This is a genomic window from Streptomyces sp. SD31, from assembly GCF_052068475.1.
Classification (GTDB): Bacteria; Actinomycetota; Actinomycetes; order Streptomycetales; family Streptomycetaceae; genus Streptomyces.
On the sequence record NZ_JBQHCX010000022.1, the window covers coordinates 84,138 to 102,186 of the forward strand.

14 protein-coding genes are annotated in these 18,049 nt (G+C 71.2%); 9 read left to right on the forward strand and 5 right to left on the reverse strand.

All coding sequences use genetic code 11. From position 1 onward, the window contains the following. Nucleotides 1-26: 26 nt before the first annotated feature. Nucleotides 27-1,667: an acyl-CoA synthetase gene (locus tag ACTMVF_RS37060; RefSeq protein ID WP_441275467.1), complete on the reverse strand. Its 1,641-nt coding sequence runs from the start codon at nt 1,665-1,667 to the stop codon at nt 27-29. Between the two features lie 166 nt (nt 1,668-1,833). Here ACTMVF_RS37060 and ACTMVF_RS37065 point away from each other — a divergent pair, with 166 nt between their 5' ends. The 6 genes from ACTMVF_RS37065 to ACTMVF_RS37090 all read left to right on the forward strand — a co-directional run bounded on the left by ACTMVF_RS37065 (nt 1,834) and on the right by ACTMVF_RS37090 (nt 7,263). Beyond that, nucleotides 1,834-2,634: a crotonase/enoyl-CoA hydratase family protein gene (locus ACTMVF_RS37065; protein WP_441275468.1), complete on the forward strand. Its 801-nt coding sequence runs from the start codon at nt 1,834-1,836 to the stop codon at nt 2,632-2,634. A 13-nt stretch (nt 2,635-2,647) separates the two neighbouring features. Continuing rightward, a complete protein-coding gene (locus ACTMVF_RS37070; RefSeq protein ID WP_441275469.1) occupies nt 2,648-3,622 on the forward strand; it encodes a Zn-ribbon domain-containing OB-fold protein in 975 nt (324 codons plus the stop codon). Beyond that, nucleotides 3,623-4,687, forward strand: coding sequence for a thiolase domain-containing protein (locus ACTMVF_RS37075; protein WP_441275470.1), 1,065 nt, complete (start codon nt 3,623-3,625; stop codon nt 4,685-4,687). After that, nucleotides 4,684-5,850, forward strand: a complete 1,167-nt coding sequence (locus tag ACTMVF_RS37080; RefSeq protein WP_441275471.1) for a thiolase domain-containing protein — start codon at nt 4,684-4,686, stop codon at nt 5,848-5,850. Before ACTMVF_RS37075 ends, ACTMVF_RS37080 begins: the two co-directional genes overlap by 4 nt. A 121-nt stretch (nt 5,851-5,971) precedes the next feature. After that, the gene (locus tag ACTMVF_RS37085) at nt 5,972-6,217 is read left to right on the forward strand and encodes a DUF397 domain-containing protein (RefSeq protein WP_441275472.1); all 246 of its coding nucleotides are present in this window, start codon (nt 5,972-5,974) and stop codon (nt 6,215-6,217) included. Nucleotides 6,218-6,357: 140 nt separating this feature from the next. Next, nucleotides 6,358-7,263 (forward strand): universal stress protein, encoded by a 906-nt coding sequence (locus tag ACTMVF_RS37090; protein ID WP_441275473.1) that lies wholly within the window; start codon nt 6,358-6,360, stop codon nt 7,261-7,263. Between the two features lie 29 nt (nt 7,264-7,292). Here the strand turns inward: ACTMVF_RS37090 and ACTMVF_RS37095 are convergent, their stop codons facing one another. Next, nucleotides 7,293-8,216, reverse strand: a complete 924-nt coding sequence (locus tag ACTMVF_RS37095; RefSeq protein WP_441275474.1) for a phosphotransferase family protein — start codon at nt 8,214-8,216, stop codon at nt 7,293-7,295. A gap of 161 nt (nt 8,217-8,377) precedes the next feature. Here ACTMVF_RS37095 and ACTMVF_RS37100 point away from each other — a divergent pair, with 161 nt between their 5' ends. Together ACTMVF_RS37100 and ACTMVF_RS37105 are read left to right on the forward strand one after the other, a co-directional pair. Further along, nucleotides 8,378-8,875 carry a hypothetical protein gene (locus ACTMVF_RS37100; protein ID WP_234767165.1) on the forward strand — a complete coding sequence of 166 codons (498 nt, stop codon included), beginning with the start codon at nt 8,378-8,380 and terminating at the stop codon, nt 8,873-8,875. Nucleotides 8,876-9,106: 231 nt separating this feature from the next. Further along, on the forward strand, nt 9,107-11,341 hold the full coding sequence (locus ACTMVF_RS37105) for a glycoside hydrolase family 95 protein (protein WP_441275475.1): 2,235 nt from the start codon (nt 9,107-9,109) through the stop codon (nt 11,339-11,341). 6 nt (nt 11,342-11,347) lie between these two features. Here ACTMVF_RS37105 and ACTMVF_RS37110 read toward each other — a convergent pair whose 3' ends face one another. Together ACTMVF_RS37110 and ACTMVF_RS37115 are read right to left on the reverse strand one after the other, a co-directional pair. Further along, entirely contained in the window at nt 11,348-13,243 is a 1,896-nt protein-coding gene (locus tag ACTMVF_RS37110; RefSeq protein ID WP_441275476.1) for an N-acetylmuramoyl-L-alanine amidase, read from the reverse strand. Between the two features lie 253 nt (nt 13,244-13,496). Beyond that, nucleotides 13,497-14,642, reverse strand: coding sequence for an aminoglycoside phosphotransferase family protein (locus ACTMVF_RS37115; protein ID WP_441275477.1), 1,146 nt, complete (start codon nt 14,640-14,642; stop codon nt 13,497-13,499). A 245-nt stretch (nt 14,643-14,887) separates the two neighbouring features. On the opposite strand from ACTMVF_RS37115, the gene ACTMVF_RS37120 reads away from it, so the two are divergent. Beyond that, nucleotides 14,888-16,384 carry a DNA-binding protein NsdB gene (locus ACTMVF_RS37120; protein WP_441275478.1) on the forward strand — a complete coding sequence of 499 codons (1,497 nt, stop codon included), beginning with the start codon at nt 14,888-14,890 and terminating at the stop codon, nt 16,382-16,384. 13 nt (nt 16,385-16,397) lie between these two features. Here the strand turns inward: ACTMVF_RS37120 and ACTMVF_RS37125 are convergent, their stop codons facing one another. Further along, the gene (locus tag ACTMVF_RS37125; RefSeq protein WP_441275479.1) at nt 16,398-17,822 is read right to left on the reverse strand and encodes a PP2C family protein-serine/threonine phosphatase; all 1,425 of its coding nucleotides are present in this window, start codon (nt 17,820-17,822) and stop codon (nt 16,398-16,400) included. Nucleotides 17,823-18,049 lie beyond the last annotated feature (227 nt).

Sequence of the window (18,049 nt, forward strand, 5' to 3'; positions counted from 1 at the left end):
TAGGTTCAATCGGACCTGCCCGGAATTCACTCGTCCGCCGCTGCCACCGCCGCCACCGCCGTCTCCCGCGCCCACCGGTAGTCCGCCTTGCCGCTGGGCGAACGCCGGATCGAGTCCGTGATCACCAGCTGGCGGGGGATCTTGTAGCCCGCGAGGTGGGAGCGGCAGTGGGTCTGGATGTCCGCCAGCGACGGGCGTGCCGCACCCGCCCGCAACTGCACCACGGCCGCCACATGATGGCCCCACCTCGGGTCCGGTACCCCGGCCACCAGTACGTCGTACACATCGGGATGGGACTTGAGCGCCTGCTCGACCTCCTCCGGGTACACCTTCTCGCCCCCGGTGTTGATGCACTGCGAGCCGCGGCCCAGCACGGTGACGACGCCCTCCTCGTCGACCGTGGCCATGTCGCCGAGCAGCACCCACCGCTCGCCGTCCTGCTCGAAGAAGGTCTCGGCGGTTTTCGCCGGGTCGTTGTAGTACCCGAGCGGCACGTGACCGCACTGCGCGATCCGGCCCACCTCGCCCGCGGCGGCCGGCTCGTGCGTGGCCGGATCGACCACCCGCGTACGGGAGTTGACGCGGATACGGAAGCCGCGGTCGGGCCCGGAGTCCTCGGTGGCGGTGCCGTTGAAGCCGGACTCCGAGGAGCCGAAGTTGTTCAGGAGCAGAACGTTCGGGACCAGGGCCTGGAACTGCCGGCGCACAGTGTCGGACATGATGGCGCCGGACGACGACACGCTGAACATCGACGAGCAGTCCGTGCCCTTCATCGGCCCGCTGAGCGCGTCGACCAGCGGCCGCAGCATCGCGTCGCCGACCAGCGACACGCTGGTGACCTTCTCCTGCTCGATCGTGCGCAGGACTTCCTCGGGCACGAACTTGCGGTGGATCACGACGCGTTGGCCGAAGTTGAAGCCGATGAAGGCGGTCAGCGTGGACGTGCCGTGCATCAGCGGCGCGGTGGGGAAGAAGGTGATCCCGTCGCCGCCCGCCGCCACCCGCTCGGCGAGCTCCTGCGGCTTCTTCACCGGCTCACCGGTCGGCGCGCCGCCGCCCAGCCCCGAGAAGAACAGGTCCTCCTGGCGCCACATCACACCCTTGGGCATCCCGGTGGTGCCGCCGGTGTAGATGATGAACTGGTCGTCCCCCGACCGCGCCGGGAACCCCCGCTCGGGGGACCCGGCGGCCTCGGCGTCCGCGAACGCCACAGCGGGCACGACCGGCGCGGCGGCCGCACCCGGCGCCACCTCGCCGACCCGCACCAGATGCCGTAGCCCGTCCACCCGCGGCAGCGCCGCCGCCACCCGGTCCGTGAACTCCGCCTCGAAGACCAGGGCCACCAGATCGGCGTCCTGGTAGAGGTACACCAACTCCTCTTCCACGTAGCGGTAGTTGACGTTGACCGGGACGATCCGCGCCTTCAGGCAGCCCAGTACCGTCTGCAAGTACTCGATGCCGTTGTAGAGATGGAGCCCGAGGTGCTCGCCGGGGCGTATCCCGCTGTCGATCAGATGGTGCGCGATCCGGTTGGCGGCCGCGTCCAGCTCCGCGTACGTCAGACGGCGCTCCGCGCCCGTGCCCGGGTGGTCGATGTACACGAGCGCCTCGCGGCCCGGAACCGCGTCGACGACCGACTCGAACAGGTCGGCAAGGTTGTACTCCACCGCTCCTCCTGACCTCGCTCTCCACCGGCTGCCGGTCATCAGAGCAAAGGGCGGCACAAGTGGGAAGGGCCCGCGCACAAGAAATCTGACTGTCTGTCAGAAAACCCTTGAAGTGCCCCGGCGCCTCCTGCAACCTGTTCTCGTTCTTTCAGAGGGGAGATGGGCGATGGGTGGGACGGAACACCTCACCGTGCAGCGCGAAGGCGCCACACTGGTGCTCACGCTGAACAGGCCGGAGGCCAAGAACGCGCTCTCACTGGCGATGCTCGTCGGCCTGTACGACGGCTGGCTCGAAGCCGACGCCGACGACTCGGTCCGCTCGATCGTGTTCACCGGTGCGGGCGGCTCGTTCTGTGCGGGCATGGACCTCAAGGCCCTGGCCGGCAAGGGCATGGAAGGAGAGCAGTACCGGGACCGGCTGAAGGCCGACCCCGACCTGCACTGGAAGGCGATGCTGCGCCACCACCGGCCCCGCAAGCCGGTGATCGCCGCCATCGAGGGGTACTGCGTCGCGGGCGGCACGGAGATGCTCCAGGGCACCGACATCCGCGTCGCGGGCGAGTCGGCGACCTTCGGGCTCTTCGAGGTGAAGCGCGGCCTGTTCCCCATCGGCGGCTCCACGGTCCGCCTGCAACGCCAGATCCCACGCACCCACGCCCTGGAGATGCTGCTCACCGGACGCCCGTACAGCGCACAGGAGGCCGCCGACATCGGCCTGGTCGGGCACGTCGTCCCGGACGGCACGGCACTGACCAAGGCCCTGGAGATCGCCGAACGGATCAACGCCTGCGGCCCCTTGGCCGTCGAGGCCGTCAAGGCGTCCGTCTACGAGACCGCCGAGATGACCGAGACCGATGGTCTCGCCGCCGAACTCGCCCGCGGATGGCCGGTCTTCGACACCGCAGACGCCAAGGAGGGGGCCCGCGCCTTCGCGGAGAAACGACCGCCCGTCTACAAACGTGCCTAACGAGGGAGCCACCGTGCCCGAAGTGCTGAAAGCCCCCCTGGTCGTCGAGTTCCCCTTCACCCGCTCCCTCGGCCCCGTCCAGAGCGCCTTCCTCACCGGCCTGCGCGAACGCGTCGTGCTCGGGGTGCGCACCAGCGACGGTCGCACCCTCGTCCCACCCGTCGAGTACGACCCCGTCACCGCCGAGGAGATCCGCGACCTGGTCGAGGTCGCCCCCATCGGCACGGTCACCACCTGGGCCTGGAACCACGCTCCACGCCGCGACCAGCCCCTCGACACCCCCTTCGCCTGGGCCCTGGTCCGCTTCGACGGCGCCGACACCGCCCTCCTGCACGCCCTCGACGCCCCCGGCCCCGACGCCGTGCACACCGGCATGCGCGTCCGCGTCCGCTGGGCCGAGGAACGCACCGGCGCCATCACGGACATCGCCTGCTTCGAGCCGTACGACGACAAGGGCGACCGCGACGGCCACGGCGGCGACGACAGCCAGGCCGAACCGACGAGCCACACCGGCGAGTTCGAGGACCCGATCACCGGCATCGTCGCCCGCGCACGCCTCGACTACACCTACTCACCCGGCCGCGCCCAGACCGCCTACATCAACGCCCTGGCCGACCGTCGGAACGTCGGCGAACGGTGCCCCTCCTGCCGCAAGGTGTACGTCCCCCCGAGGGGTGCGTGCCCCACATGTGGGGTCGCCACATCAGAACAGGTCGAGGTAGGCCCCCGCGGCACAGTCACCACCTTCTGCATCGTCAACATCAAGGCGAAGAACCTCGACATCGAAGTGCCGTACGTCTACGCACACATCGCCCTCGACGGCGCCGACCTCGCCCTGCACGGCCGTATCGGCGGCATCCCGTACGACCAGGTGCGCATGGGTCTGCGCGTGGAACCGGTGTGGACCGAGGGCGCCCGCTACCCCGACCACTACCGGCCGACCGGCGAGCCCGACGCGGACTACGACACGTACAAGGAGCTGGTGTAGATGACCAGGGACCTGCCGGTCAGGGACATCGCCGTCGTCGCCTTCGCCCAGACCGACCACCGGCGCACCAGCGAGGAGCTCTCCGAGGTGGAGATGCTCATGCCGGTCCTGCACGACGTGCTCGCACAGCCCGGCCTCAAGACCTCCGACATCGGCTTCACCTGCTCCGGCTCCAGCGACTACCTCGCCGGCCGCGCCTTCTCCTTCACCCTCGCCCTCGACGGCGTCGGCGCCTGGCCGCCGATCTCCGAGTCACACGTCGAGATGGACGGCGCCTGGGCGCTGTACGAGGCATGGACCAAGCTGTTGACGGGGGACGCCGACACCGCGCTCGTCTACTCCTACGGCAAGTCCTCACCCGGTCCGTTGCGCGACGTCCTGACCCGGCAGCTCGACCCCTACTACGTCGCCCCCCTCTGGCCCGACTCCGTCGCCCTGGCCGCCCTCCAGGCCCAGGCCCTCATCGACGCCGGCGCCACGGACGAACCCGCGCTCGCCGCCGTCGCCACCCGCAGCCGCACCGATGCCACCGCCAACTCCCATGCGCAGCTGCGGGGTTCGGTGCCGCAGGGGGAGTACGTCGTGCGACCGCTGCGTACCGGCGACTGCCCGCCCATCGGGGACGGGGCCGCAGCCGTGATCCTCGCGGCGGGGCAGCGGGTCCGTGAGCTGTGCGCACGGCCCGCCTGGATCCGCGGCGTCGACCACCGCATCGAGGCGCACGGCCTGGGCGTGCGCGACCTGACCGACTCGCCCTCGACCCGACGCGCCGCCGAGCGGGCCGGCGCGTTCGAACGGCCCGTCGACACCGCCGAGTTGCACGCGCCCTTCACCTCCCAGGAGGTCGTCCTGCGCAAGGCGCTGAAGCTCGACGACAGCGTGCGCGTGAACCCGTCCGGCGGGGCGCTCGCCGCCAACCCCGTCATGGCCGCCGGCCTCATCCGCATCGGAGAGGCCGCCGCCCGTATCCACCGGGGCGAGTCCGACCGGGCGCTCGCGCACGCCACGTCCGGCGCCTGTCTGCAACAGAACCTGGTCGCCGTACTCGAAGGGGATCCGCGATGAGCAAGGAGCCCGTGGCCGTCGTAGGCGTCGGTCAGACCAAGCACGTCGCGGCGCGCCGGGACGTGTCCATCGCTGGGCTCGTCCGGGAGGCCGCCCAACGCGCCCTCGCCGACGCCGAGTTGAGCTGGGCCGACATCGATGCCGTCGTCATCGGCAAGGCGCCCGACTTCTTCGAGGGCGTGATGATGCCCGAGCTGTACCTCGCCGACGCGCTCGGTGCGGTGGGCAAGCCCATGCTCCGGGTGCACACGGCCGGTTCGGTCGGCGGATCCACGGCCCTGGTCGCCGCCAACCTGGTCGCCGCCCGCGTGCACGGCACCGTGCTGACGCTCGCCTTCGAGAAGCAGTCCGAGTCGAACGCCATGTGGGGCCTGTCCCTGCCGATTCCCTTCCAGCAGCCCCTGCTGGCCGGGGCGGGCGGGTTCTTCGCGCCGCACGTGCGCGCGTACATGCGGCGCAGCGGCGCGCCCGACACCGTCGGCTCGCTGGTGGCGTACAAGGACCGGCGCAACGCGCTGAAGAACCCCTACGCACACCTCCACGAGCACGACATCACCCTGGAGAAGGTGCAGGCCTCGCCCATGCTCTGGGACCCGATCCGCTACTCGGAGACCTGCCCGTCCTCCGACGGCGCCTGCGCGATGATCGTCACCGATCGCGCCGGAGCCACCCGCGCGCCTCGGCCGCCCGCCTGGATGCTCGGCGGCGCGATGCGCAGCGAGCCCACCATGTTCGCGGGGAAGGACTTCGTCTCCCCCCAGGCGGGCAAGGACTGCGCGGCCGACGTGTACCGGCAGGCCGGGATCGCCGATCCGCGCCGGGACATCGACGCGGTCGAGATGTACGTGCCGTTCTCCTGGTACGAGCCCATGTGGCTGGAGAACCTCGGCTTCGCCGCCGAGGGCGAGGGCTGGAAACTCACCGAGTCCGGGGTGACCGAGCTCGACGGGGACCTGCCCGTCAACATGTCGGGCGGCGTCCTGTCCACCAACCCCATCGGCGCCTCCGGCATGATCCGCTTCGCGGAAGCGGCGCTCCAAGTGCGCGGACAGGCCGGGGAACACCAGGTCGATGGGGCCCGCAAGGCGCTCGGGCACGCCTACGGCGGCGGGTCCCAGTTCTTCTCCATGTGGCTCGTGGGCTCCGAGCCCCCGGACGCCTGAGCGGACTCCCCGGACGGCCGTGGAGACGACTGGGCAAAGGTCCCCCTCGCGTGGCCTGTCGACACTCGGAACCGATCGCTAGGCTGACCCGCGGACGACGCGAATCGGGAGGAGCACGGACGTGGCCGAGAGCATCACCATCCAGCAGCCGCCGCTCACGGGCTGGGACAAGCCGGAGCTCGACCTCAGCAACGCCGACTGGCACTCGAGCAGCCGTGGCCTGGGGGATGTCCAGATCGCCTTTGTCGAGGGGTTCATCGCGATGCGCAACAGCGGCCGGCCGGAGAGCCCTTCCCTGATCTTCACACCCGCCGAGTGGGGTGCCTTCGTGTCGGGCGCGAGGGAGGGCGAGTTCGACCTGACCTGACCTGACCGCGGTCTTCGGGCCGATCCGGGTGTGTTCCGCCCGTTTTTCCGGACACGCGACCCTGAGAACCCCCCTGGGGCCGAGGCCTGAGCCAGGCTGACCCCGGGAGGGGGAAGGTCGTGTCCGGAGGTGAGGAACCCATGAGCACCCTGCCGGTCATCGCGGCGGTCGACGGCTCGGACGACAGCCTGGTCGCGCTGGACTGGGCCGTCGAGGCAGCCCTGGTGCGTCAGGCGCCGCTGCGGATGGTCCATGTGCAGCAGTACGCCGCCTGGGCCAAGCCCGACATGCTGCCCGCCGAGCGACCGCGACCGGAGGACGATCCGGTGCTCGACCGCGTACGCGGGTATCTGGCGGGGCGGGTCGAGCGGCCGGAGACCGAGTACCTCGCCCTGGAGGGCGCCCCCGCCGTGGCACTGCCCGAACTGGGCTCCGACGCCCAGTTGCTGGTGCTCGGCTCACGCGGGCGCGGGGGCTTCGCCGGTCTGCTGCTGGGCTCCAACGGCATGGCCGCCGCACGCGATGCCGAGTGCCCGGTCGTCGTCGTGCCCAAGCCGGGACGCCAGGTCCACGAGGACATGCCGATCGAGCCTGGGCCGCGGATCGTCGTCGGCCTGCAGGTCGACAGCCCCGACGAGGCCACGCTGTCCTTCGCCTTCGCCGAGGCCGCCCTGCGCGGCGCCCGACTCCAGGTCGTCGCCGCCTACGCGTGGCCGGCCCACCTCTGGGCGGCCGCCCCCACACAGATCATGCCGCCGCCCGTCGACCAGGACGCCGTCGAGAACGAGACCCGCGCCCTCGCGGAAGGCTTCCTCGCCCCGCACCGCGACCGTCACCCCGACGTCCACGCCGAGCCCTACATCGCCCCGGGCGACGCGGCAGGCCACCTCGTCGCCGCCTCCCGGGACGCGAACCTGGTCGTCGTGGGCCGCCACCGACGCCGCCTACTGGCACCCGCCCGCATGATGGGCTCGGTGACCCAGGCGGTCCTGCTGCACGCCGCGAGCCCGGTGGCCGTGGTGCCGCCTGCGCCGCCGCAGGAGTGAGGGGGGAATGAGGGGGACGCGGGAGCGCGTCACACGGTGCCGAACCAGGCCTCGGCCAGGGACGGCAGCGTACCGTCGGCCGGTGCTCCCAACTCCCTCATGTACCAAGGGAGATTGCTGTACACGTGCAGCAGCGTGTACGCGAGCAGCTCGGCCGGGGCGAAGGCGGTGCCGTACGACTCGGTCAGGCGGGCCAGGAGTCGCGGATCGCCGCGGGTGACGAACAGGCCCACACCGACGAAGTCGTACGCGCGGTCGCCGATCATGGCCGGCTCGAAGTCGAAGAGGCCTGTGAGGCGCCAGCCGTCGGGATCGACGAGGAGGTGCTGCCGCATGACCTCGGTGTGCAGCAGGGAAGGGTGCGGGGTGCGCGGCAGCGGGACCGCGGCGAGGAACTCGGGGATCTGCTCCAGCCAGGCGGCCGGCAGACCGCGCTCGCGCTGCCGCTCCACGGCCCCCTCACGCTGCCGGTCCACGAACCGACCCCAGTCCCCGGGACCGAGGACGTCCTCCAGCGGCGCGGCGTCCAGTGCGTGGAGCACGGCCAGCGCCTCGCCGATCTCGGCGACGAGCCGCTCACGGTCGGCGCGCGGCACGCGGTCCCAGGCGCCGGCCAGGTTCTCGCCGCGCAGCCGAGACATCAGGACGTACCGCCAGCCGTTCTCGTAGGGACCGGCGTCCTGCACGCGCGGCGTCGGGATGGGCAGCAGCCCCTGGACATGGGACAGGACGCGGCCCTCGGCGATGCCGTCCCGGGCGGCGGCTCCGGGAAACAGCTTGAGGACGTGCTCGTCGCCCACGGCGTACACCGGCTGCGACCCGTCCGGGAATCGCCTCAGCGGGAGACCGGCCAGACCCAGGCGGGCGCACAGGTCCTCGGCCCCGGCCCGCATCACCTTCTCGTCGGGGACGACGGCGTCCCATTCCTCGTCTGTTTCCACGGGGGGCAGCATGATCGGGACCGTAGGACGCGCCTCTGTCGGCAGGCAACGGAATTACGCGGCCGGCGACGGTGTCGCGGCGCGCCCGGGAGGTCCCGCCCGCGGGTCAGGGAGGCGGGTCCGAACCCATGCCCGCACGTCACGGAGCAGGCCCGGCCACGTACCATGGCGACATGTCGTTCCTCCGCCGCCGCAGCGCCACGCCCGCCGGGCCCGACTTCGACGTACTGGCCATGGACCCGGGCGACTGGCCCGGCAATCTGGGCGCCGGGCTGCTGCCCGCCCCCGACGGCAGCTGCCAGGGCGTCTTCCTGCGCTACGACCTCTTCGGCGGCCGCGGCCCCGCGATGATCATCGGCAATCTGCCCGAGGGCTCCCCGGCCCGCGAGGTCGACGAGGGCGAGATCCCGTTCGAGGTCGCGCAGCTGCTGCTGGCCCTGGAGAACGACGAGGAGGTCACCGTCGTCGGCAGCGAGGACGTGCCCGTGATGCAGGGCGACAACCTCCTGATCGTGCGCCGTCTGAAGCTCTCCGAGAGCCGAATCTCCTGCGTGCAGTTCGACCGCAGTGACAATGTCCTGGTGACCATCGCAGCGTGGGACCGGCCCATCACCGACGATCTGTACGCCCTGCTGAAGCCGCTGCCCGCGGAGCTCTTCCAGCAGGGCTGAGTCCTCCCACCTCTAGGCTCCGCTCTTCGCGGTCCCGCACATATTTGTCATGACCCTTGCCGCCAAGTCATCGGACCTCTAGCGTCAGGGGTCATGTCGCATGAGCCGCATGAGATCACTCGAAGGACGACGTTAAAGGCTGCGGTGAGCGGGGCCGGCGCACTGGCTCTGGGAGTCGGCGCCATCGAAGCTGCCGCCGCTGATTCCTCCGATGTATCGAGGGAGTTGTCTGTGCTCTGGTACGCCACTCCCGCCGCCGACTGGGAGCGCGAGGCCCTGCCCATCGGCAATGGCGCACTCGGCGCCACGGTGTTCGGCACCCTCTCCTCCGAACGGCTTCAGTTCAACGAGAAGACCCTCTGGACCGGCGGCCCCGGCTCCACCCAGGGCTACGACCACGGCAACTGGCGCGCACCCCGCCCCGACGCGATCACCGCCGTTCAGGACGACCTCGACGCGCGGACCACCCTCGACCCCGAGTCGGTGGCCGACCGGCTCGGCCAGCCACGGACCGGGTACGGCGCCCACCAGACATTCGGCGACCTCCACCTCGACCTGCCCGGCGCGCCGACGACGCCCCCGAAGGACTACCGCCGCCAACTCGACCTCGACAACGCCGTCGCCTCGATCGCCTACACCCACCAAGGTGTCCGTCACCAAAGGGAGTTCTTCGCCTCCCACCCCGACGGCGTGATCGTGGGCCGGCTCGGCGCCGACCGGCCCGGCAGCGTCACCTTCACCCTGCGCTACACCTCGCCACGCGCCGACTTCACGGCCAGCGCGGCCGACGGAACCCTGACCGTGCGGGGTGCGCTCGCCGACAACGGACTGCGCTTCGAGGCGCAGATCCGGGTGCACAGCCTGGGCGGCACCGTCACGTCCCACGCCGACGGCACGATCACCGTGACCGGGGCCGACAGCGCATGGTTCGTGCTGGCCGCGGGCACGGACTACGCCGACACGTACCCCGACTACCGTGGCCCGGACCCGCACGCCGCCGTCGCCCGTGCCGTGGCGCAGGCGGGCGACCGCTACGAGGCACTCCTCGTCCGGCACACCCGCGACTACCGAGCCCTGTTCCGCCGAGTCACCCTCGACCTCGGCCCGTCACTGTCGGCGGACGTTCCCACCGACGCGCTCCTGGCCGCCTACACCGGCGGCACGAGCCCGGCCGACCGCGCCCTGGAAGCCCTCTACTTCCAGTACGGCCGCTACCTGCTCATCGCCTCCTCACGCCCCGGCTCCCTGCCCGCCAATCTCCAGGGCGTCTGGAACAACAGCACCACACCCCCGTGGTCGGCGGACTACCACACCAACATCAACATCCAGATGAACTACTGGCCCGCCGAGGCCGCGAACCTCGCCGAGACGACGGCGCCGTACGACCGTTTCGTCGAGGCCCTGCGCGCGCCCGGACGCCGTACGGCGAAGGAGATGTTCGGCTCGCGAGGCTGGGTCGTGCACAACGAGACCAACCCGTACGGCTTCACCGGCGTGCACGACTGGGCGACCGCGTTCTGGTTCCCCGAGGCGGCGGCCTGGCTCACCCAACAGATGTACGAGCACTACAGGTTCGGCGGCTCCACCGACTACCTGCGCACCACCGCGTACCCCGTGATGAAGGAAGCCACCGAGTTCTGGCTGGACAACCTGCGCACCGATCCCCGCGACGGAACCCTCGTCGTCACGCCCAGCTACTCGCCCGAGCACGGCGACTTCACCGCCGGCGCGGCCATGTCGCAGCAGATCGTCCACGACCTGTTCACCAACACCCTCGAAGCGGCCCGGATCCTGGGCGACACGCCCGACTTCCGCCGCCGCGTCGAAGACGCGCTGAACTGGCTCGACCCCGGCCTGCGCATCGGCTCCTGGGGCCAACTCCAGGAGTGGAAGGAGGACTTGGACGACCCCACCGACACCCACCGGCATGTCTCGCACCTGTTCGCCCTCCACCCCGGACGGCAGATCGAACCCGGCAGCGAGTGGGCCGAGGCCGCCAAGGTCTCCCTGACCGCGCGCGGGGACGGCGGCACCGGCTGGTCCAAGGCGTGGAAGATCAACTTCTGGGCGCGGCTGCGCGACGGCGACCACGCCCACAAGATGCTCGGCGAACAGCTCAAGTCCTCGACCCTGCCCAACCTCTGGGACACCCACCCGCCGTTCCAGATCGACGGCAACTTCGGCGCCACCTCCGGCATCGTGGAGATGCTCCTGCAGAGCCAGTACGACGCCATCGAAGTACTGCCCGCCCTGCCCTCCTCCTGGCCGACCGGCTCGGTGCACGGCCTGCGGGCCCGCAGCGGCGCCACCCTCGACATTGAGTGGGCGGCCGGCCGAGCGACCCGCATCGCCCTGAAGGCGTCCCGGACCCGTGAACTCACCGTACGCAGCGACCTGTTCAAGGACGGGGAACTGACCTTCAAGGCGGTCGCCGGACGACGGTACACCTGGAAGAAGGCGGACTGACCCCGGCTAGGAACCCGACGCCACCACCCGCACATCCGCCGCCCGCACGAACCCCACCCGATGGCCGAACTGGATCTCGTAGTAGAGGTCCTTGCCCACCACGAGCCGGCGGGGCCCGTCGAAGGTCACGGCGTAGTAGTACTCGCCCGGCACTCTGTCACCCACCGCGTACCTCTGGCCCGCGGGCAAGGTGTACGGCAGCGGCGACACCGCCTGGGCGGGTACGTCCGCCGGATAGGCGGAGGCCTCGGGGTAGGCGCGCCCGTACACCGGGACGCTCTTGCGGCCCTCCTTGGGCGTCACCACGAGGCCGGTCGCGTGCACCGCGGTCGGGTTCTGCTTCGGGTTCTTGAACCACGCCTTCTGGCCCAGGTACCAGATCGCCGTCCAGTCGCCCTCCCGGCCGGCGACCGCGTACTGCTGACCGGTCGAGACCCGCGAGGACAGGTCGTTCACCCCGGTGGTCGGAGCCGACCCCAGGCCGGCGTCCTTGATCAGCGGATACGACTCGCCGGGCCCGGAGTACAGTCGCACCGCGCTCGAACCGTGGTCCGCGCAGGGCACGCCCGCGGTGACGCAGCCGGTGTACCGGGGCCGGTTGGTGGCGTAGTCGGGGCGGATCGTCACCAGGCCGCCGTTCGGGCCCGCGGTGGCCGCGAAGGGACGGCCGAGCAGTTCGAAGTAGTGCCGCCAGTCCCAGTACGGGCCCGGGTCGGTGTGCATGCCGCTGACCGTCGACGCGGTCGGCCCCGGCACGTTGTCGTGGCCGAGGATGTGCTGCCGGTCCAGCGGGATGCCGTACTTCTTCGCCAGGTACGTCACCAGGCGTGCCGAGGACCGGTACATCGCCTCCGTGTACCAGGCGTCCGGCCGCGCCAGGAAACCCTCGTGCTCCAGGCCGATCGACTTGGCGTTGACGTACCAGTTGCCCGCGTGCCAGGCGATGTCCTTGGCCTTCACATGCTGGGCGATGTGACCGTCCGTGGAGCGCAGTGTGTATTGCCACGACACATAGGTCGGGTCCTGCACCATGGTGAGGACTCCCTCCCAGGCGCCCTCCGTGTCGTGGATGACGATGTAGTCGATGCCCGGGGAGGCCGGACGATCGGCCAGGTCGTGGTTGCCGTAGTCGCCGTCCCCGAACTGCTTGTACGGCGCCGGGATCCACTCGCAGGACACCGTCGCCGGGCATTCCGTCCCCGCGGAATCGAGCGTCCGCAACCCCGCCCGCCTCAGCTGCCCGGTGTCGGGGGAGAGGCGCGGCTGAGGGGCCAGGGCGACCACCTGGCCCGCGTCCGTGGCGCGCTTGTGCCCGGTACGCAGCAGGTCGTAGACGTCGTCGGCGTACGCCCTCGCCGTCGCGGTGTCCTCGGCGCCGGAGAAGCGGGCCACCGCGCCGTACCAGTCCGCCGGGTCGGAACTCAGCGGTGCGCCCAGTTCCTTCTGCGCGGCGGCGAGCAGGGCGGCACCGCCGGCCACATTGGCGGCCGGGTCCGTACGCAGCTGCTGGGCGCTCAGTCCGGTCAGCTCGGCCGCCTTCGGCAATGTCCTGAGGCGGGCCGGGATCTGCGAGGTCTTCGGCGGCTTCGCCTTGGGGAGCAGGGGCGCGCGGGCGCTGTCGCCGCGCGCGTCCTCCGAGCCGTCGCTGTGGTGCGGCGGCCCCCCGGCGAGCGCGGTGCGGGCGTCGGTGAGGTGCATCGGGCCGTAACCGCCGGTCACACTGGGCGCCCCGGCATGCGCGTCCCAGCGGGACTGCAGATAGGAGACGCCGAGCAGGACGCTCTGCGGCACGTGGTACTCGGCGGCCGCGGCGGCGAAGGCCGACTGCAGGCGGTCCTCCGAGCTCCGGGCATCGGACGGGGCCGCGCCCAGCAGCGGAAAAAGCAGTGCCGCAGCGGCCATGGCGGTGACGGATCCTCGCAATGCAGCCTCCAGGGACGGTCGGGCGCGATGAGCCGTGCGGGGCCGGAAGTGTGTTTGGGGTACCGGCTGTCCGACGATCCGTCAATCATGCCGACCGGCAGGTGAGTAGCCCTGCAAATCGAGGGTCCCGGGAGTTTCGCGGCGCGGCCTGCGGGAGGAAGACTTCATGGCCGTACACACGACGGTCCGCGGTGCGCCGCTGTCCAGCGCGCACCGCGGACCGCCGTCCCCGTCAGCGAGTGCCGACCGCCGCGCGCACGGCCCGCCGGGCCAGCTGGCAGTCGTCGTGCAGCCGCCTCAGCAGCAGCCGCTGTTCCTCGCCGGACGGCGCAGCACCCGGGTGGGCCACTCCCGGTGCCGCCGGGGTCGGAGCGTCGTGCATCGAACGCTGCACGGCCGTCTCATAGGTACGGATCTCCCGGGTCAGCACGAGCATCAGGTTCACCAGGAATGCGTCCCGCGAAGCCGGGCCCGCCGACTGCGCGATCTGGCTGATCTGCCGACGAGCCGCCGGTGCGTCCCCGAGCACCGACCACAGCGTCGCCAGGTCGTAGCCCGGCAGGTACCAGCCCGCGTGCTCCCAGTCCACCAGCACTGGACCGGCCGGTGAGAGCAGGATGTTCGAGAGCAGTGCGTCGCCGTGGCAGAACTGGCCCATGCCCTGCCGGCCCGCGGTCGCCGCGATGCCGTGCAGCAGCTTCTGCAGATCGCCCATGTCCCGGTCGGTGAGCAGCCCCAGCTCGTGGTACCGGGAGATCCGGGTCGCGTAGTCCAGCGGTGCGTCGAACGTACCCGCCGGTGGCCGCCACGCGTTGAGCCGGCAGATCGCTCCGAGTGCCGCCCTGATGTCCGCACGCGGCGGCGCCTCCAACGGGTGCCGCTGCAGTGCCGCCACCCGGCCCGGCATCCGCTCGATGACGAGGGTGCAGTTGTCCGGATCCGCTGCGATCAGTCTCGGCACGCGCACCGGTGGGCGGTGCCGGACGAACGAGCGGTATGCCGCTATTTCGTGCCGGATCCGCTCGGCCCACGCCGGCGAGTGGTCGAGTAAACACTTGGCGACGGCCGTGCTGCGTCCGGTCGTGCCGACCAGGAGCACGGACCGCCCATTGCGGCGCAGCACCTGCACCGGAGCGAACTCCGGGCAGATCCGGTGCACCGACGCGATCGCCGTGCGCAGCTGGGCGCCCTGGGGGCCGGACAAGTCGAGTCTCCCGCTGAGCGGTTGGGTGCCGATCCCCGCGGGACGCCGCGGCCGGCCCGCACCCAGTACGGGGGGGACCGCCGGCCGCGCGGGGTCGAGGTAGGGGCCGCCGCCCGCCGGGCGGGGGCGCAGCGGCCTGGGCGGGGCGGACACGGAGGACGATGCTGCGTACATGGGAGAAACAGATCCCTTCGTGTGCCTGCGAAGTCAAAGCGCCGCCCGATCCGGCCGCCCGGGTACACCCTGGGGAATGCACCAGCCGTAGCTGGAGGGCGACCGGGTCGGGGTGGCGCGTTCCTACCTGACACCCGATGCCCAGTGGCACACCATCTGGCGCACCCTGGCGAACCCTGGCGAATAGTCCCGGGGCAACTCTCACCGGGCTACTGTCAACTCAGCCGAGAACCTGGGGGCTTGACGTGAGCGGAGAACCCAACACCCGCCTGGCGGACCTGTTCGGCCTGGCCGGCTGGTCCAAGGGCGAACTCGCGAGGCTGGTCAACCGGCAGGCGGCGGCCATGGGCCACCCCCAGCTGGCGACCGACACCTCGCGGGTGCGGCGGTGGATCGACATGGGAGAGATCCCGCGCGATCCCGTGCCGCGGGTGCTGGCGGCCCTGTTCACCGAGCGTCTCGGCCGTGTCGTGACCATCGAGGACCTCGGTCTGGTCCGGCACGGGCGTGCGGGGAAACGGCAGGACGGCGGGAGTGTGGAGCATCCCGACGGTGTGCCGTGGGCGCCCGAGCGGACGGCTGCGGTCCTCACCGAATTCACGGGAATGGACCTCATGCTCAACCGACGCGGCTTGGTGGGCGCGGGTGCCGCGCTCGCCGCGGGATCCGCACTCAGCAGCGCCATGCACGACTGGCTGCACACCGACCCGGCCCTCAAGGCCGACGCTCCCCAGTTCGACGACCCGTTGCACGTCGACCCCGCCGGGTTCGACCGCTACGAGGCCGCCCCCATCGGATCGCAGGAGATCGAGGAGCTGGAACGCTCGGTCGAGGTGTTCCGGGCCTGGGACGCGGCCCGCGGTGGCGGGCTCCAGCGCAAGGCGGTCGTAGGCCAACTCAACGAGGTGGGCGGCATGCTCGCCTACCGACACCCCGAACATCTGCAGCGGCGCCTGTGGGGCGTCGCCGCCAACCTCGCCGTCCTCGCGGGCTGGATGTCGCACGACGTCGGCCTGGAGCCCACGGCCCAGAAGTACTTCGTCATCGCCGCCCACGCGGCCAGAGAAGGCGGCGACCGGCCCCGCGCCGGGGAGGCACTCTCCCGAGCGGCTCGCCAGATGGTGCACCTCGGCCGGCCCGACGACGCACTCGACCTCATGAAACTCGCCCAGTCCGGCTCCGGCGACGAGGTGCTGCCGCGCACCAGGGCCATGTTCCACACCATCGAGGCCTGGGCACAGGCGTCCATGGGCAAGGGCCAGGCCATGCGCCGCACCCTGGGACAGGCGGAGGACCTCTTCGTCTCCGACAAGAGCGATGTGCCGCCGCCGAGCTGGATGCAGACCTTCAAGGACGAGGACCTGTACGGCATGCAGGCTCTGGCCTACCGCACGCTGGCCGAGTTCGAGCCCGGCGCGGCCGCGCATGCCCAGCACTACGCGGAGAAGGCCCTGGCCCTGCGCGTCGACGGTCGCGAGCGGTCGAAGATCTTCGACCATCTGTCCATGGCGTCCGCCTGCTTCATCGCGGACGACCCCGAACAGGCCGACCGGTACGCGCGGCTGGCCCTGATGTCGATGGGCTCGAACTCGTCCGGCCGCACCTGGGACCGGCTGCGCCAGATGTACCGGCTCACCGCCGAGTACTCCAGCTACCCGAGGATCCACGAACTGCGGGAGGAGATCCGGTTGGCGCTGCCCAAGGCGAAGAAGCCGGGCGGCGGCCACAGCGCACAAGCATAGGGACGGGCACCGACTAGGACGTCACCCTGGCCACGAGCACGCAGGCATGGTCGGCGCGCTCACTCTCACCGAACTCCTCGACGACCAGCCGTACGAAGTCCTGTGCGGTGCGTGCCTCGCCGATGCGGGGACCGAGGTCGAGGAGTCGCTGCACGGAGTCCGCTTCCCTGTGCCCCGGCACCAGTCCGTCCGTGTGCAGCAGCAGCAGGTCGCCCACCTCGAGGGTCTCTTCGGCCTGTGCGTAGACGGCACCCGCGGTGGCGCCGAGCAGGACGCCGTCCGGCGCGTGCAGCCTGTGCCCCGTCCCGTCGCGGAACAGCAGCGGGGCGGGGTGTCCGGCCTGCGCCCAGGTCAGGGTGCGGGTCTCGGGCCGGTAGCGGCAGCAGACGGCGCTGCCGAGGGCCGGCTGGACGGTGGCGTCGAGTAACTGGTTCAGAAGGGACATCAGTTGTCCCGGCTGAGTGCCCGCCATGGCCATGCCGCGTACGGCGCCCAGCAGGGTCGCCATGCCCGAGGCCACGGCGACGCCGTGCCCGGTGAGGTCGCCGATGCTCAACAGCGTTTCGCCGTCGGCCAGTTCGAGCGCGTCGTACCAGTCGCCGCCGATCATCGCGCTCGCCGACGACGGCAGACGGTGAGCCGCGAGGTCGAGGGTCTCCGGGCCCCGGTGCGGGAGCCGCAGGGAGCCGCGCCACGGCGGCAGCACGGCCTCCTGCAGCTCGACCGCGAGCCGGTGCTCCGTCTGCGCCTGGTGCTGCCGGCGCTGGAGCGAGTCACGGGTCTCGCTCACCGCCCGCTGGCTCAGGCGCAGTTCGCTGACGTCCCGCAGTACGGCCCACATGGAGGCGGTGCTGCCGTCGGCGTCGAGCACGGGCTCGCCCATCATGTGCAGGGTGCGGACCTCGCCGTCCGGCCGTACGACGCGGAACTCGCCGTCGATGGGCTTGGCGTCGACGAGGCAGTTCGTGACCATCGCCGTCAGTTTCGGACGGTCCTCGTCGAGCACCAGGGACGGCAGCTCGTCGAGGGTGAGCGGTGGAGCGGCGGGGTCTCGACCCAGGATCTGGTAGAGCTCGCCGGACCAACTGGCCTCGTCCGTCAGCAGGTTCCACTCCGCGCTGCCGACCCGGCTGAGCAGCGAGTCGCGCGGGGGAGCGGGCGGCGCGGCCCCGGTGGCCGCGGGAGCCGCGGCCACCGGGGCCGGGCCGTCCCGCAGTTGCGCCAGGTGCTCGTCGAGGTCGTTGAGCTGGTGCAGGGCGAGGTCGTACAGCGCCCGCTGCCACCGCTCCTGCGGGTCCGAACCGTCGTCGCTGCGCGTGTCCCGGCGGACGGCGTCGACGTCGCCCTTGAGTCGCCGCGTCTGCGATATGAGCGCTTCGACCGAGCCGTGTCCGGGCGGCTGAGCGGCGGGGCGGTCCGCAGAGAGATGGGGCGGCATGACGCACTCCGATGCGAGGACGGTACGACCAAGGCTGACGGAAGGACCATTACGACTGTTGCACAGCCCGCGACGCCCTGTAAGGGATTTGGCAACACCCGATACGGTGGTGCGTCTGGCATATGCCAGAGTCTTCACGGCGGGCTCGCGCCATGCGATTGCCGTAGGTCGCCGAAAGGGCCAAGTCGTAGGCGGTGTACGTGATTTGACGTCCTGTCGAGGCGATT

Excerpts from the sequence above, each read along its gene's own strand:
- ACTMVF_RS37065 (WP_441275468.1), top strand. The coding sequence starts at position 1,834 with ATGGGTGGGACGGAACACCTCACCGTGCAGCGCGAAGGCGCCACACTG.
- ACTMVF_RS37075 (WP_441275470.1), top strand. The coding sequence starts at position 3,623 with ATGACCAGGGACCTGCCGGTCAGGGACATCGCCGTCGTCGCCTTCGCC.
- ACTMVF_RS37080 (WP_441275471.1), top strand. The coding sequence starts at position 4,684 with ATGAGCAAGGAGCCCGTGGCCGTCGTAGGCGTCGGTCAGACCAAGCAC.
- ACTMVF_RS37090 (WP_441275473.1), top strand. The coding sequence starts at position 6,358 with ATGAGCACCCTGCCGGTCATCGCGGCGGTCGACGGCTCGGACGACAGC.
- ACTMVF_RS37095 (WP_441275474.1), bottom strand. The coding sequence starts at position 8,216 with ATGCTGCCCCCCGTGGAAACAGACGAGGAATGGGACGCCGTCGTCCCC.
- ACTMVF_RS37100 (WP_234767165.1), top strand. The coding sequence starts at position 8,378 with ATGTCGTTCCTCCGCCGCCGCAGCGCCACGCCCGCCGGGCCCGACTTC.
- ACTMVF_RS37110 (WP_441275476.1), bottom strand. The coding sequence starts at position 13,243 with ATGGCCGCTGCGGCACTGCTTTTTCCGCTGCTGGGCGCGGCCCCGTCC.
- ACTMVF_RS37115 (WP_441275477.1), bottom strand. The coding sequence starts at position 14,642 with ATGTACGCAGCATCGTCCTCCGTGTCCGCCCCGCCCAGGCCGCTGCGC.
- ACTMVF_RS37125 (WP_441275479.1), bottom strand. The coding sequence starts at position 17,822 with ATGCCGCCCCATCTCTCTGCGGACCGCCCCGCCGCTCAGCCGCCCGGA.